Source organism: Actinomadura mexicana, from assembly GCF_900188105.1.
Taxonomy (GTDB): Bacteria; Actinomycetota; Actinomycetes; order Streptosporangiales; family Streptosporangiaceae; genus Spirillospora; species Spirillospora mexicana.
In genome coordinates, this window is the sequence record NZ_FZNP01000001.1 from 359,205 (window position 1) to 372,048 (window position 12,844).

Here is a 12,844-nt window from a genome sequence, read left to right on the forward strand (position 1 = left end):
GCCACTGTGGAGGGGTATTGACCACGACCGAAAAGGAACCGTCCGATGACTGAACAGAACGCCCACCGCACCGTCACCGCCAACATCGCGCTGTCCCTGGACGGCCGCATCAACGGCCCCGGCGGCGAGTACGACATGAGCTGGATCGTCCCCCACGCCACCACGTCCGCGGCCCGCGACCACATGGTGATGGTTACCGGCACGGCGACCACCGCCCTGCTCGGCCGCAAGAACTTCGAGGGCTTCGCCGGGTTCTGGCCCGCGGTCGCCGACGACGAGAGCGCCGACCCGCGGGACCGGGAGTTCTCCCGGTGGCTCGACGCGGCCGAGAAGGTCGTCTTCTCCACCACGCTCAAGGAGGCCGTCTGGGACAACGCCCGCATCGCCGGCACCGACCCCGTCACGGCGGTCAGGCGACTGCGCGAGCAGGAGGGCGGCGACATCATCGTCCTGGCCAGCGCCAGCGTGATCCGCAGCCTCCTCCAGGCGGGCGAGGTGGACCGGCTGAGCATCACCCTGTGCCCGGAACTCGTCGGCGGCGGCGCCCGGCTGTTCCCCGACGGCCCGTCCGCGTCGTGGACGCTGACCTCCAGCCAGGTCACCGCGAGCGGCGCGATCTGCCTCCTCTACGACCGGGCCGAGCGCTGAACGCCTCGGACGGACCCGAAGCCACCATCAGCGAAGGACACATATGAGCAGGGTATTCAGCGCCCATGCCGTCTCGGTGGACGGCTACATCAGCGGCCGCACCCCCGACGGGCAGGAGGAACTCGGACGCGGTCTCGGTGACGCGCCGACGCTCTTCGACTGGTACTTCGACGGGGACACCCCGAGCCGGGAGTTCGGCGGATTCAAGCTGAGCGAGGCGAGCGTCCGCTTCTTCGACGCCGCCGCGGCACGCGTCGGAGCGGTGGTGGCGGGGCGCGTCACCTTCGAGCACTCCGGGCGCTGGGGAGGCGGCGGCCCCCACCCGACGGCGCCGCTCTTCGTCCTCGGCCACGGCACGGTTCCCGGGATCGGCGAGCGGCAGACCCTCGTCACCGGCGGGATCGAGGACGCGGTCGCGGCGGCGCGCGAGGCCGCCGGCGACAAGGACGTCGCCCTCATGGGCGGCGGGGTGCTGACCTCCGCGCTGGCGGCGGGCCTGGTCGACGAGGTGATCCTCCACCAGGTGCCCGTCCTGCTCGGCGGCGGTCACGGCTTCTTCCGCGCGCTCCCCGAGCACGTGGACCTCCGGCTGCTGGAGGCCGTCCCGGCGCCCGGCGTGACCCACCTCCGCTACGAGGTGGTCCGATGATCCTCGTCACCGGAGGACTGGGCATGATCGGCGCCCACACCGCCCGCGCGCTCGCCGACCTCGGGCACGAGGTGGTCGTCACCTCGCACCGCCGGAGCGAGGTCCCGTCCTTCCTCGCCGGCCGGGTCACGGTGGAACGCCTCGACGTCACCGACCGGGACGCCTTCCTCGCCCTCGCCGACCGCCACGACATCGGCGACATCGTCCACCTCGCCGGCAGCATCCCCGGCGAGGACCCGGTCCGCTACTTCCGCACGGACACGACCGGCCTGCTCAACGCGCTGGACGCCGCCCGCGCCTGGGGCGTCCGCAGGTTCGCCGTCGCGAGCAGCCTCGGCGCGTACGCCGGCCGCTCCGAGATCCCCTGGCGGGAGGAACTCGCGCTCCCCGCCACGGAACTGCCGCACCTGATCGTCGCCTTCAAGAAGGCCGTGGAGCCGCTCACCACGCACGCCCTCCAGGGCAGCGGCGTCCAGCCGGTCGTACTCCGGATCGGGACGATCTGGGGGCCGCTCGTCGATCCGGACTCCCCGTTCTTCCACGTCCCGCCGTACATCAACGCGGTGCTCCGCGGTGAGCGGCCGCCCCCGCTGCACGACGGCGACGGGGGCGACTGCTGCTACGCACCGGACGCCGGGCGCGCGATCGCCCTCCTCATGACCGCGAGGACACTGGGGCACGACACCTACAACGTCTCCAGCGGCCGTCCGGTCGCCAACCGCGAGTTCGCGGACGCCCTGGAGGCGATCACGCCCGGCCTGCGGCTCGACCTCCTGCCCGGACGGCGGAACGGCCCCGGCGAGGACCCCTACCTCGACATCGGCCGGCTCACCCGCGACACGGGCTTCACGCCGGAGTTCGGCGCCGCCGCGGCGGTCGCCGACTACGTCGCCTGGCGCGCCGGCAACCCCCGCTGACGACGGGCTTCCGCCGCTCTCCTGGCCCCCGCTCGCGCGGGACGGGCCAGGTCAGGCGCCGCGGGCGAGGGCGTCGATGGCGGCGACGTCCTCGTCCGTGAGGGCGATGCCGTCCAGGTCGAAGTTGGCGGCGATGTGCTCCGGGCGCGACGACCGGGGAAGGATCACGATGTCGTGCTCCAGGTGCCAGCGGAGGACGACCTGGGCGGGCGTGGCGCCGTGCCGCCGGGCGATCCCGGTGAGGACCGGGTCGCGCAGGTCGGTGTTCTTCAGACCGCTGTAGCCCTCGACCACGACCTCCCGGCGCCGGTGCTCGTCCAGCAGGGCCGGGTCGTGCTGCGCCGGGCCCCACGAGATCTGGTTGACCGCCGGTCGCCGCCCGGTCGCCTCGGTCAGCCGGTCGATCAGCGCCGGGCTGTAGTTGCTCACCCCGACGTTGCGGGCCAGTCCCGCGTCCTTCGCCTCCAGCAGGGCCTCCCACGTCGGGACGAACTCGTCCCGGCCGGTCGGCCAGTGGATCAGCCAGAGGTCCACATAGCCGGTGTCGAGCAGCCGGAGGCTCGACTCCAGGGTGCGGCGGGCGTGCCGCGCGTCCTGCGGGCGCAACTTGGTGGTGAGGAAGACCTGCTCCCGGTCCACGCCGCTGTCCTTCACGGCCCGGCCGACGTCCGCCTCGTTGCGGTACAGGGTCGCGGTGTCGACGTGCCGGTAACCGATCTCGAGCGCCGCGCGCACCGAGGCGTACGCCGCCTTGGGCCGCAGTTGCCAGGTCCCGAAACCGATCAACGGCAGCGCGGTGCCGCCGGGCAGATTCACAGTCCGCGTCATGCCTCGTATTCTGCCCATGATCGTCGCCCTTCCAACGACGTCCGTTTCCGCCCTGGCGGCTTCCCGGACACGGGTGTCCCATCTGTCAGATCGCGTGGGCGTCTGTACGGAATCGCCTGGCGGACAGGCTGACAACAACGATCTTCTTGTGAACACGTGCGCGGTCGGGCGACCGTGGTCTTCGTCGCGGGCTCTGCGCCCGGCTCCCCTACCAGGAGACCCGATGAAGCCGCCTTCGTATGCCGCCGCCGTCGTGACGGCGACCCTGCTCACCTCGCTCACCGGAACGGCCGGGTCGCCGGCGGCCCAGGCGGCCGGCGGCCGGGTCCCCGGCGCCCGGGCCCTGCCCAGCGTGAACATGGAGGCCACCGTCAAGGCCGCCCAGATCGACCCGCGGCGGGCGGACGACACGCTGACCCCGGGCGCGAAGGCCGGCGTGCTCCTGGTCGAGCAGGCACTGCGCGACCGGAACCTGCTCGACGCCGCATGGGTCGACGGCTACTTCGGCACCACCACGACCGCCGCCTACGCGAAATACCAGAAGTCGCTCGGCTACACCGGCCTCGCCGCCAACGGGCTGCCGGGCAGGACGTCGCTCGCCCAGCTCGGGACCGGACGCTTCACGGTCGCCGACGTCATCGAACCGGGTGCCCGCGGGTCCACCGGCGGGGTCGTCGTCAACGCCCGGACGCGGAGCATGCTGGCCGAGGCGGCGCGGCTGCTCGGCCGCGACCTCGCGCTGGACCAGGGCTCCTACAACCCCGGCGGCGACCCCACGTCCGCGGGCACCCACGACGGCGGAGGCGTCGTCGACGTCTCGGTGAAGGGGATGGACTCCGCCGCCCGCACCGCGGTCGCCCGCGCGCTGCGCCGTGTCGGCTTCGCCGCATGGGTGCGCAGCCCCGCCCAGGGCGACTGGCCGTGGCACATCCACGCCGCCGCCATCAGCGACACCGATCTCTCAAGCCAGGCCCAGCACCAGACCGGTGACTACTACCTCGGCCTGAACGGCCTCTCCGGCCGCGGCCCCGACGACGGCCCGAAAGTGACCATCCGCACCTGGGAGGAGTACCAGCGAACCTGACCCGTCCGTCCGTACACCAGGCAACGACGACAGGAACGAGAACAGAGGAGAGAACGGCATGAACAAGCTCACCAAGGTCCTCACCACGACGGTGACCGGCGCCGTCGCGCTCGGCGGGGTCGTGTCGGTCTTCGTGTCGCCCGCTTCGGCGGCGGCCCGGAACGGCACGTGCGAGAGCGGCGAGTTCTGCTACTACTTCAACAGCGACAACCAGGGCTCGGTCTCCGACTTCACCGGCTCGGTCGCCGACTACGGCACCACGCAGCCCTCCTGCTACGACTTCAAGGGCGACGGCAACGGCAAGGGCACGTGCGTCAAGAACAACGCCGCGTCGGTATGGAACAACAGCACCAAGACCGTCCGCGTCTACTACAACAGCAACTACGGCGGCGGCTACCAGGACTTCAAGGCCGGCGCCAAGGGCAACCTGAACGCGACCCTCAAGAACCAGAACGCCTCGCACGAGTTCTCGCCGTCGGCGCGCACGAACATGTCCTACGGGCTGTACGCGACGAGCGGCGGGAGCATCACCTGCGGCTTCGACGGCTACACCACCACGCCCGGCCGGCACGAGGGCATCGACATCGCCCGCGGCATCGGCTCCGACGTCCACGCCCTGGTGGCCGGTAAGATCATCTACATCGCGCGCGGCGCCACCGGCAGTTCGGGACTGTCCACGATCTCCGTCTACAACGCCTCGCTCGGCAAGACGGTGATCTACCTGCACTCCGCTCCGCGGTCCTCGCTGAGCGTGGGGCAGTCGATCAGCCGCGGCCAGGTCATCGCCGACGAGTCGTGGCACGGGGTGTCGTCCAGCTCGTCCGCCCACACCCACGTCGAGATGCGTCCCGGGCAGCAGACGCACGCAGCCAAGAGCGTCGGCGACCCGACCCTGGACAACCCGAACCCGACCTCGTTCTGGAACTCCCAGGGCTACAACGTCCGATAGAGCGCAGCGGCCTCCACCGGAGGGGAAGACGACTGTGTCCACACGAAGCGTGCGGCTGATCTCGCGGCTCACCGCGACGACCGCCGCGATGGCGCTCGGCGGGGCCGCCCTCATCCCGGCCTCCCCCGCCTCGGCCGCGACCCGCAACGGAGACTGCGAGACCGGCGAGTTCTGCTACTACTTCAACAGCGGCAACCAGGGCTCGGTCTCGGACTTCACGGGCTCGGTCGCCGACTACGGGACGGCCCAGCCTTCCTGCTACGACTTCAAGGGCCCCGGCAACGGCAAGGGCGCCTGCATCAAGAACGCCGCCGCCTCGGTCTGGAACAAGAGCGGCGAGACGGTCCGCGTCTACTACAACAGCGACTACGGCGGCAGCTACCAGGACTTCAAGGCCGGCGCCAAGGGCGACCTGAACGCCACGCTCAAGAACCAGAACGCCTCGCACCGGTTCCTGAGCTCGACGCCGCCCCCGACCGGATGCAAGACCGACGGCACCGACGACAAGCTCCCCTCCACGATCCTGGTGTACCGGGTGTCACTCGGCCGGGTGGACCGGGTGGCGTTCAAGACCTACGTCAAGGACGTCCTGCCCAACGAGTGGGTGCCGAGCTGGCCCACGGAGTCCCTGAAGGCCGGGGCGATGGCCGTCAAGAGCTACGGCTGGTACTGGGCGCTGCACTCGACCCGCAAGACGTCGGGCGGCCAGTGCTTCGACGTCTACGACACCACGTCGAGCCAGGTCTACAGGCCCGGCTCCGCCCAGGCGCCGACGAGCACCGCGGTGGACGCGACGTGGGGCACCCGCATGGCCCGCGGCGGAAAGATCCTTGAGGCCCACTACTGCTCCACGACGACGGCGTGCGGCGGCTGGGTCACGGGGGACTGGATGTCGCAGTACGGCTCCCGCGACAAGGCCGACGCGGGCTGGAGCCACTCCAGGATCCTCCAGGCCTACTACGACGGGATCGTCCTCTCCTGATCACTACCGTCCGACCCGAGCCCCCCGCCGTGCCCCTCCACGGCGGGGGCTACGGCCCTTCGACGATGACCTGGAAGTTGACCGGACGGCTTCCGGGGAACGCGACCTTCCCCGCACCGTCCACCATCTTGAACCGCACGTAGCACAAGCCCGGCTTCCGCGGCGTGGTGATGTCGGTGCGGATGTCGACCGCCTGGCCTGGTTCCGTGTCGGCGATCGGCACTTCGGAGATGGTCTGGCAGTTGTCGGCCTTCTGCGGGAGGTCGAGGCGGCGCAGCGAGTAGCCGTCCCACGGGACCGTTCCGGAGTTCTTGAGCCGCCATACCTTGGTGATGTTCTGGCCGGTGCCGACGCGCGTGCAGTCGGGCAGCGTGATGTCGGCGACGAACATGGCGGCGTCGCCCTTGTGCCTCGGCGGAGCCGCAGCGGGGTTGGTCGCCTGCACCGGGCAGTCGGCCGGAGACAGCGCGGTCTTCGACCGGTTGCCGTACTCCTCCAGCGCGTCCTTGCCGGAGTCGCGGTCGACCACGATGAGGACCACGGCCCATGTACCGATGACGGCTGCGGCCAGCGCGATCGCCCCCGGACTGCTCAGCTGGACTCGCCGCCGGCGTTTCGGGGCGGGGAAGGTCGCCTGGACGTCCCCCGCCATCCGCCCGGTCGGTGGTGGCCGGACGGGCCGGGATCGCGAGGTCTCGTCACCCGCCGGGGGCTCCGGCGGCCCGATGGCGAGGTGCGCGGCCTGCGCTTCCCCGGTGCTCGCGGCGGAGCCTTCGAGCACGGCGGACGCGGGCCTCCCCGCGCTCGCCGACCTGACCGCCAGGTTCGCCCGCTCCCAGCGTTCGCGGTACGCCGCCGGATCCGCGCCGCACGCCTTGACGAACTCGACGGTGGTCCCCCAACTCGGGAGCCGGTTGCCCTTCGTGGCCTCGTGCAGCGTCGTGTGCGAGATCGCCCCCGACCTTCCCGACATCTCCCGTAAAGGCGGGTTGCCAACCGATTCCCGCAGTTCCCGCAGAACCGCCGCGAAGTCCTCGATCGCCTCCGCCTGTGCACGCATGGGGTCCACCGGGTGAAGCTAACAGCGCCCGCGTCCTCCCTCAAGCACAGATCTTTATCGGTTATCTTCCGTTGTGGTCGCCCTTTTGAGCTGATCAACATGCGGGCGGGACCGCCCAGCGTGCAGGCGACCGTGCCGAACCTGGCCCCGATCACATCGTGGGTCCCCACACCGCACGGCCGGGACGGCGTCGCCCGGCGACTCACCACCGGCCGCGCCACCTCCTGGACGGCCGCGAACGCACCCTGGAGGCCATCGGCGCCGGAACCCGCACCGCCGGGGCCGCACCCTCGGTCAGAACGACCACACCATCGGCATCGAGAACGAGGACACCTGCATGACGGCGGAGCCCACCGGCTTCGGCGACGCCCGGCACGCGTCGCCGCGCCTGCGCAACCAGGTCGCCGACGGGCGGGCGAGCGGTATCCGGCGGAAGTGTCCGGAGCCGCTCGGCGGCCTTCCCAGGCCGCGCTTCACCTTCGGCGGCGGACCGGCGGCCGCCCGCAGAACCCACCAACTGACGGGCATCCCGAAACGTCGCGGAGTCGAAATGAAATGAGAAGTCCTTCCTGGTCGGCCGAGGGTAAAGGCCGATGGCCGTAAATTTGTCCGGAGCGCTCCACCTGAGTGTTTCGCGTGCCCGCCGTTTGCCCATACCTCAATGGTGTCGCCTGAAGCCAGGAGTTGGGCATGAGATCTGGGTTGAATACCGGCGATTCGGCATGGGTGCTCGTCAGCTTCGCCATGGTGCTGCTCATGACGCCGGGACTCGCCCTCTTCTACGGCGGAATGGTCCGGGCGAAGAACCTCGTCAGCGTCCTGTACATGAGTTTCGTCTCGATCGCCGTGGTGAGCGTCGTCTGGTTCCTCTACGGGTACGGTCTGGCGTTCGGCGACGACGTGGGAGGGGCCGGCCTCATCGGCTGGGGCCGGTGGCAGTTCCTCAAGACCACCCCGTCGGTGCTGAGAGGGGTCATCCCGGAGTACGTGTTCTCGATGTTCCAGCTCGTTTTCGCGATCATCACGCTCGCGCTGATCAGCGGCTCGGTGGCCAACCGCGTCAGGCTCGGGCCCTGGATGGTCTTCGGGGTGGTCTGGGTGACCCTCGTCTACCTGCCGGTCGCACACTGGGTGTTCTCCAAGGGGGGCTGGATCAACCGCTGGGGCGCGCTGGACTTCGCCGGCGGCCTGGTCGTCGAGCTCAACTCCGGCATCGCGGGCCTGGCGCTGGCGCTGGTGCTCGGACCGGGCCTGCGCTTCCGCAGGGAGGGCCCTCCCGAGCCGAAGAACATCCCGCTGGTGATGGCCGGCATGGGGCTGCTGTGGTTCGGCTGGTTCGGGTTCAACGGCGGATCGGCGCTGACGGACGGCGCCCTCGCGGCGAACGCGGTGGTCAACACCATGATGTGCGGGTGCGTCGCGATGCTGGTCTGGATGCTGCTCGAACGGGCGCGGTTCGGTCAGTTCTCCAGGCTGGGCGGCACGACCGGCGCGCTCGCCGGCCTGGTGGCCATCACGCCGGCCTGCGGCTACGTCAACCTGCTCGGCGCGACGGTCCTCGGCATCGTCGTCGCCGTCGTCTGCACCTACGCCGTCGAGGTCAAGACGTCCGCCGGGTACGACGACACCCTGGACGTCGTGGGCATCCACGGGGCCGGCGGCATCGTCGGCGTGGTCCTGCTCGGGTTCTTCGCCACCGGCAAGTACGGCAGCCCCACCGCCGGCCTCGCCTACGGCGGCTCGATCTCCCTGCTGGGCAAGCAGATCGTCGCCATCCTCGCCGTCGGCTGCTACAGCTTCGTGATCACCTACGTCATCGGCAAGGCCGTGGACGTCCTGCTGGCCTTCCGCCCGAGCGCCCGCGAGGAGGCCGAGGGCCTCGACACGGAGTTGCGCATCGGGTGAGCGCTCCCGGCGAAGGACCAGGTGAAGGACCAGGTGAGGGACCCGATGAGGGACGCGGCCGTCACAGCGGAAGGGTCCTGCGCAGGCGACGGGTCTGGGCGGCCGCTTCGCCGAGGACGCCCTCGGCGGAGGGGCCGGGCAGGTCCCGCGCCGGCGGCGGCCGTCCGTCGCGGACCGCGGCGGCCATCTCCCGGAGATCCGCCGAGATGGCCCCGACCGCCTGCTGCGGCGGCGCTTCGGCGCCTCCGCGGACCTTGACGGAGGCCGCGGTGACGGCGTCCACGAGCGCGTCCAGCGCGCCCAGGACCGGACACCAGGCGGCGCCCGTGCGGCTGGCCGGCGGCGGTTCGGACCGGACCTGCCGCAGGTCGACCCGGACGGCGTCGAGGGTGCGGTGCAGCGCCCGCCGGTCCCGGGCCCGGACGTCCCGGGAACCGGTGAAGGCCTCGTCGAGGTAGTCGGCGAGCGCCCCGAACCCGGCGGCGAACCCGTCACTGATCCGGAACCGGCGGCTCCCCGGCCAGAAGGCGTAGCCGAAGACCAGCACGATCAGGCATCCGAGGAGGGTGTCGGACAGGCGGGCCAGCACGAGTTCGTCGGAGGGCACGGGCGAGACCATGTCGAACAGGAAGAGCATGAGGGGGGTGACGGCGACCGTCCGCATCGCGAAGGACCTGCCCTTCAGCACCGGGATCAGCCCGCCGAAGAACACCGCGAGCGGGACGGCGGCCCAACCGCGCGGGACGGCCACCAGCACCAGCAGGGTGGGGACGGCCGCGACGATCGTGCCGATCCCGCGCAGCAGGGACCGGACGAAGACCGAGCCGAAGTCGGGTTTCAGGACCACGGCGACCGTCAGCGGAAGCCAGAGGGAGTGCACCGTGGGGATCCAGAGGTCATGGAGCACCCCGGGGAACTCGACGAACGCCGAGGCGATCGCCATGCACAGGGCCAGCCGGAGCCCGTACCACCAGGCCGCCCCGGAAGTGAAGGCCATCAGCGTGGCCCGGTACGCCCGGGCCGGCAGAGGTCTCGGCATGCCGAGCCAGTCAGGGTCCTCCGGGTGCGCCTCCGAGAGCCGCCGCCGGGCGAACTCGACGGGCCGGGCGAACTCCGGGTCCCCGCGGAAGGGCGGGATCGCCGCGTCCCGGTTCCCGGCCCGGACGGCGTCCGCGATCCGCCGCACCTCCTCCGGCAGTCCCGCGGGCGCGGGCCGCTCGGACCGGATGAGGAGGGTGAGCGCCTCCATCAGGGGCATGGCCGCGTTGAGCATGCCGACCAGCCACCGCGCCTCCTCGCCCCAGTTCTCCCTCCCCCGGACGCGATGGCGCGTCAGCGCGTCCTGGGCGGTGTCCACCGCCTCGCTGAGCGCGAGCCGGGCGTCGCCCGGGTGGGCGGCGGCGTCGATCAGGTCCGCGGCCCGGTCGTAGACGCCGGCGACGGCCCGGTGCTCGGGGCCGGCACGCCGGCTCCACGGACGCCAGCTCAGCAGCGTCAGGACGAAGAAGAAGGCTCCGCCCGCGAGCTGGCAGAGCGGGGGGAGCCACCAGGACCCGAGCTGGGGCAGCCCGGTGCCGATCACGTTCAGGAACAGTAGCGCCAGCGCGGCCCCCGACACGACGCCGCCGATCGAGCTGACCAGCCCGCAGAACAGGGCGACCACCGTGGTCATCGCCACCGTCTGCCAGCCGTGCCCGTGGGCGAGCCGGCCGATCACCAGGCCGGCCGCGCCTGCCGGCTGCGAGACCAGGAGCCCGAGCGCCCTCGACCGGTACGGGCCGGTGTTGGGCCGCATCGACGCCAGCACCATGCCGGCCGCGGCGAGCAGCCCCGCACGGGGTTCGTCCAGTGCCAGCGCCACCGCGATGACAGCGCCGAACGCGCCCCCAACGCGGACTGCCTCGTGCCAGGGCACGGGCTCCTTGGACACCGCGAGGGCCCGTTTCAGCCAGTTCCCCGCGTCGACCCGTGTGGCGCCCATCGGCGTCGACGGCACGCGTCAGACCGCTTGGAACGCGGCGTACAGGAGGGTGAAGACGCCGATGCCCAGACCCAGGGAGAGGAGCACGTTGACCGCGCCCCTGGCGTACTTCCCGTCCTGGAAGAGGTGGACGGTGTCCAGTTCGAAGGTGCTGAACGTGGTCAGCGCGCCGCAGAAGCCCGTGCCGACCAGGCCGTCGGGTACCGCGCTCGTGGTCACGCCGTGCAGCGCGCCCAGGATCCCGGTGCCGAGGAGGTTGACCGTCAGCGTCCCCCAGGGGAACGCCTTCCCGAACCGGTTCTTGACCATCGTGTCGAGGACGAAGCGGAGCATGGCGCCGCACGCCCCTCCGATGAGGACCAGCAGGGCGATCATGTCGGCGCGCCCCCCTCCGGTCCGGCCGAGCGGTACGGCAGGAGCCCTCCGCCCCAGAGGCCGGCGGCGACCGCGATCCACCCGCCCACCACGCTGACCACCGCGTAGACGATGCTCTGGTCCCAGGACCCGGCACGGCCGAGGGCGTGGACCCCGTCGATGAGGTGGGAGAACGTGGTGAACCCTCCCAGGTAGCCGGTCACCAGCAGCGGCCGGGCGACGGGGTGCGGCCTGCCCTTGAGCAGGTACGTCGTCAGGATCCCGATGAACAGGCAGCCCAGCATGTTTACCAGGAGGGTCCCCCAGGGGAAGCCGTGCTCGGCTCCGGGCATCGCCTTGATGAGCAGATCACGCGCCAGGGCCCCGACCGCTCCTCCGATCGCGACGTCCAGGAGCGCGCGCGGCTTGATCCCCGGGTGGCGGACCCGCCCCCTCCCGCGCCGGTCCAGGACGGTGGCCTCGGCCGCCTCGCGGTGAAGCAGATGCCTTCCCGGCCTTCCCCCGTTCCCCACGGCCGGTGTCACCACCTGCGCCGGGCGGGGGCCGGGACACCCAGCAGCAGTCGGCGGACGGCGTCCCAGACCTGCATGAAGGCGGTCTCGACCTCGGGCGACCGGTCCCCCAGGACGCGTGCCCAGGCCCCCCGGTCCCCCGGCAGGACACTGGCTCCGGCCCGCAGTCCCGTGCGGGCGAGCGCCTCGTGCATCGTGTCGGCCACGGCCTGCGCCGGTCTCCGACCGGTGACGACGTAGAGGGACGACAGGACCCCGAAGTCGTCCATCACCGCGGGGCCGGTCACCGCCCGGTCCGCCGGCACCAGGTGGAGCGGATCGGCGAACAGCAGACGTCCCGCGGTGTCGTGCACCTCGAGGTCGCCGCAGTACGCCGTGTAGGCGTGCCGCTCCCCGCGGGCGAGCCTGCCGGCCAGCAGCGTCTCGCCGACCAGGACGGTGGAGTCGGGATGGGCGTTGACGGCGATGTGCTGGTAGAAGCGGGTTCCGCCGAAGGGGATCGTCGTGTCCGGCAGGTACTCCAGGTAGCCGCCGGGGCCCGCGGCGAGACCGACGAGTTGCGTGGCGTAGTCCTGCTCCATCCGGTAGAGCCGGGTGGCGCCCTGGGTGGTCACGTGGACGGACGCGCCCGCGCCGCAGGAGACGTCGACGCGGTAGCGGTCGCCCTGGAGGACTCCGCCTCCGGACGACATGAGCATGACGTACGGCAGGTCCGGTGCCGCGGGATCGGGGTAGAGGGGCCGGGTGATGTGCAGCGGCGCCTTCTGGTAGTGGCCGGTCAGCTCCGTCCGGGCGCCGATCAGCTCGAACTCCAGGTCGAGGACGCCGACCTTGCCGGGGCTGCCGGCCGGGAGCATGTCCACGGCGCAGGCGTGCCGCCGCACCGGTTCGGGCACCCATCGGGGCAGGTACCGCTCGGGCGAGAGGCGGTCGGTCCCCCCTGCGCCGCCCACC

General features: G+C 71.6%; 14 protein-coding genes. 8 read left to right on the top strand and 6 right to left on the bottom strand.

The window, feature by feature from the left end; translation table 11 throughout:
- The first annotated feature begins 45 nt into the window (after positions 1-45).
- From CHC11_RS01500 to CHC11_RS01510, 3 genes are read left to right on the top strand one after another with little or no spacing between them, the layout of a single operon-like run.
- The gene (locus tag CHC11_RS01500; RefSeq protein ID WP_089309729.1) at positions 46-648 is read left to right on the top strand and encodes a dihydrofolate reductase family protein; all 603 of its coding nucleotides are present in this window, start codon (positions 46-48) and stop codon (positions 646-648) included.
- Between the two features lie 43 nt (positions 649-691).
- Positions 692-1,297: a dihydrofolate reductase family protein gene (locus CHC11_RS01505; RefSeq protein WP_089309730.1), complete on the top strand. Its 606-nt coding sequence runs from the start codon at positions 692-694 to the stop codon at positions 1,295-1,297.
- On the top strand, positions 1,294-2,214 hold the full coding sequence (locus tag CHC11_RS01510; RefSeq protein WP_089309731.1) for an NAD-dependent epimerase/dehydratase family protein: 921 nt from the start codon (positions 1,294-1,296) through the stop codon (positions 2,212-2,214). Before CHC11_RS01505 ends, CHC11_RS01510 begins: the two co-directional genes overlap by 4 nt.
- 51 nt (positions 2,215-2,265) lie before the next feature.
- Here the strand turns inward: CHC11_RS01510 and CHC11_RS01515 are convergent, their stop codons facing one another.
- On the bottom strand, positions 2,266-3,042 hold the full coding sequence (locus CHC11_RS01515; protein ID WP_089309732.1) for an aldo/keto reductase: 777 nt from the start codon (positions 3,040-3,042) through the stop codon (positions 2,266-2,268).
- Positions 3,043-3,265: 223 nt separating this feature from the next.
- On the opposite strand from CHC11_RS01515, the gene CHC11_RS01520 reads away from it, so the two are divergent.
- From CHC11_RS01520 to CHC11_RS40995, 3 genes are read left to right on the top strand one after another with little or no spacing between them, the layout of a single operon-like run.
- Positions 3,266-4,126 carry a peptidoglycan-binding domain-containing protein gene (locus CHC11_RS01520; RefSeq protein ID WP_089309733.1) on the top strand — a complete coding sequence of 287 codons (861 nt, stop codon included), beginning with the start codon at positions 3,266-3,268 and terminating at the stop codon, positions 4,124-4,126.
- Between the two features lie 58 nt (positions 4,127-4,184).
- The gene (locus CHC11_RS01525; protein ID WP_089309734.1) at positions 4,185-5,075 is read left to right on the top strand and encodes a peptidase inhibitor family I36 protein; all 891 of its coding nucleotides are present in this window, start codon (positions 4,185-4,187) and stop codon (positions 5,073-5,075) included.
- 34 nt (positions 5,076-5,109) lie between these two features.
- Complete coding sequence (locus CHC11_RS40995) at positions 5,110-6,057, top strand: SpoIID/LytB domain-containing protein (protein ID WP_179278631.1); 948 nt, start codon at positions 5,110-5,112, stop codon at positions 6,055-6,057.
- 49 nt (positions 6,058-6,106) lie between these two features.
- Here the strand turns inward: CHC11_RS40995 and CHC11_RS01535 are convergent, their stop codons facing one another.
- On the bottom strand, positions 6,107-7,117 hold the full coding sequence (locus CHC11_RS01535; RefSeq protein ID WP_089309735.1) for an NBR1-Ig-like domain-containing protein: 1,011 nt from the start codon (positions 7,115-7,117) through the stop codon (positions 6,107-6,109).
- Between the two features lie 337 nt (positions 7,118-7,454).
- On the opposite strand from CHC11_RS01535, the gene CHC11_RS40005 reads away from it, so the two are divergent.
- Both CHC11_RS40005 and CHC11_RS01545 read left to right on the top strand, forming a co-directional pair.
- Positions 7,455-7,676 (top strand): hypothetical protein, encoded by a 222-nt coding sequence (locus tag CHC11_RS40005; RefSeq protein ID WP_143226881.1) that lies wholly within the window; start codon positions 7,455-7,457, stop codon positions 7,674-7,676.
- A 131-nt stretch (positions 7,677-7,807) separates the two neighbouring features.
- Positions 7,808-9,022: an ammonium transporter gene (locus CHC11_RS01545; RefSeq protein WP_089309737.1), complete on the top strand. Its 1,215-nt coding sequence runs from the start codon at positions 7,808-7,810 to the stop codon at positions 9,020-9,022.
- Between the two features lie 61 nt (positions 9,023-9,083).
- Here CHC11_RS01545 and CHC11_RS01550 read toward each other — a convergent pair whose 3' ends face one another.
- From CHC11_RS01550 to CHC11_RS01565, 4 genes are read right to left on the bottom strand one after another with little or no spacing between them, the layout of a single operon-like run.
- Positions 9,084-11,003 (bottom strand): FUSC family protein, encoded by a 1,920-nt coding sequence (locus tag CHC11_RS01550; RefSeq protein WP_089309738.1) that lies wholly within the window; start codon positions 11,001-11,003, stop codon positions 9,084-9,086.
- 18 nt (positions 11,004-11,021) lie between these two features.
- Entirely contained in the window at positions 11,022-11,378 is a 357-nt protein-coding gene (gene crcB, locus CHC11_RS01555) for a fluoride efflux transporter CrcB (RefSeq protein WP_089309739.1), read from the bottom strand.
- On the bottom strand, positions 11,375-11,890 hold the full coding sequence (locus tag CHC11_RS01560; protein WP_179278632.1) for a FluC/FEX family fluoride channel: 516 nt from the start codon (positions 11,888-11,890) through the stop codon (positions 11,375-11,377). The genes crcB and CHC11_RS01560 overlap by 4 nt, the downstream gene beginning before the upstream one ends.
- Before the next feature lie 8 nt (positions 11,891-11,898).
- Positions 11,899-12,843 carry an urease accessory protein UreD gene (locus CHC11_RS01565; RefSeq protein WP_245918652.1) on the bottom strand — a complete coding sequence of 315 codons (945 nt, stop codon included), beginning with the start codon at positions 12,841-12,843 and terminating at the stop codon, positions 11,899-11,901.
- Position 12,844: the final 1 nt, after the last annotated feature.

Bases quoted from the DNA above. Each gene is read 5' to 3' on its own strand.
- CHC11_RS01550 (WP_089309738.1), bottom strand. From the start codon at position 11,003: ATGGGCGCCACACGGGTCGACGCGGGGAACTGGCTGAAACGGGCCCTC.
- CHC11_RS01545 (WP_089309737.1), top strand. From the start codon at position 7,808: ATGAGATCTGGGTTGAATACCGGCGATTCGGCATGGGTGCTCGTCAGC.
- CHC11_RS01505 (WP_089309730.1), top strand. From the start codon at position 692: ATGAGCAGGGTATTCAGCGCCCATGCCGTCTCGGTGGACGGCTACATC.
- crcB (WP_089309739.1), bottom strand. From the start codon at position 11,378: ATGATCGCCCTGCTGGTCCTCATCGGAGGGGCGTGCGGCGCCATGCTC.
- CHC11_RS01535 (WP_089309735.1), bottom strand. From the start codon at position 7,117: ATGCGTGCACAGGCGGAGGCGATCGAGGACTTCGCGGCGGTTCTGCGG.
- CHC11_RS01500 (WP_089309729.1), top strand. From the start codon at position 46: ATGACTGAACAGAACGCCCACCGCACCGTCACCGCCAACATCGCGCTG.
- CHC11_RS40005 (WP_143226881.1), top strand. From the start codon at position 7,455: ATGACGGCGGAGCCCACCGGCTTCGGCGACGCCCGGCACGCGTCGCCG.
- CHC11_RS01525 (WP_089309734.1), top strand. From the start codon at position 4,185: ATGAACAAGCTCACCAAGGTCCTCACCACGACGGTGACCGGCGCCGTC.
- CHC11_RS01520 (WP_089309733.1), top strand. From the start codon at position 3,266: ATGAAGCCGCCTTCGTATGCCGCCGCCGTCGTGACGGCGACCCTGCTC.
- CHC11_RS01515 (WP_089309732.1), bottom strand. From the start codon at position 3,042: ATGACGCGGACTGTGAATCTGCCCGGCGGCACCGCGCTGCCGTTGATC.
- CHC11_RS01510 (WP_089309731.1), top strand. From the start codon at position 1,294: ATGATCCTCGTCACCGGAGGACTGGGCATGATCGGCGCCCACACCGCC.